We start from the raw sequence: 256 nt of genomic DNA, 5'->3' as shown, positions 1-256 counted from the left end.
ATGGAACAGTTGCTGTAGATCCTAATACTGGTGTAATTACTTATACGCCTAACCCAGGATTTACTGGCGAAGATACTTTTGAGTATACCATCTGTGACGATGCTAATCCTGCACTTTGTGATACTGCTGTCGTTACTGTTACTGTGAATCCTGATGGATTCCCTAATACTACAAATGCTAACGACGATGCTTATAATACAACACCAACAACTCCTGTTGCTGGAAACGTATTAACTAATGATAATGATATCGAAGG

1 protein-coding gene is annotated in these 256 nt (G+C 39.1%); it reads left to right on the top strand.

Annotation, left to right across the window (positions count from 1 at the left end; genetic code table 11):
- Positions 1 to 256: Ig-like domain-containing protein (locus tag ACVC5O_RS00040; protein WP_452219421.1), on the top strand; the 256-nt coding region annotated here is incomplete at both ends.

It is taken from the genome of Lacinutrix salivirga (assembly GCF_053604675.1).
The sequence above is the reverse complement of the archived record's forward strand: the minus strand, read 5'-3'. Positions and strand labels throughout refer to the sequence as shown.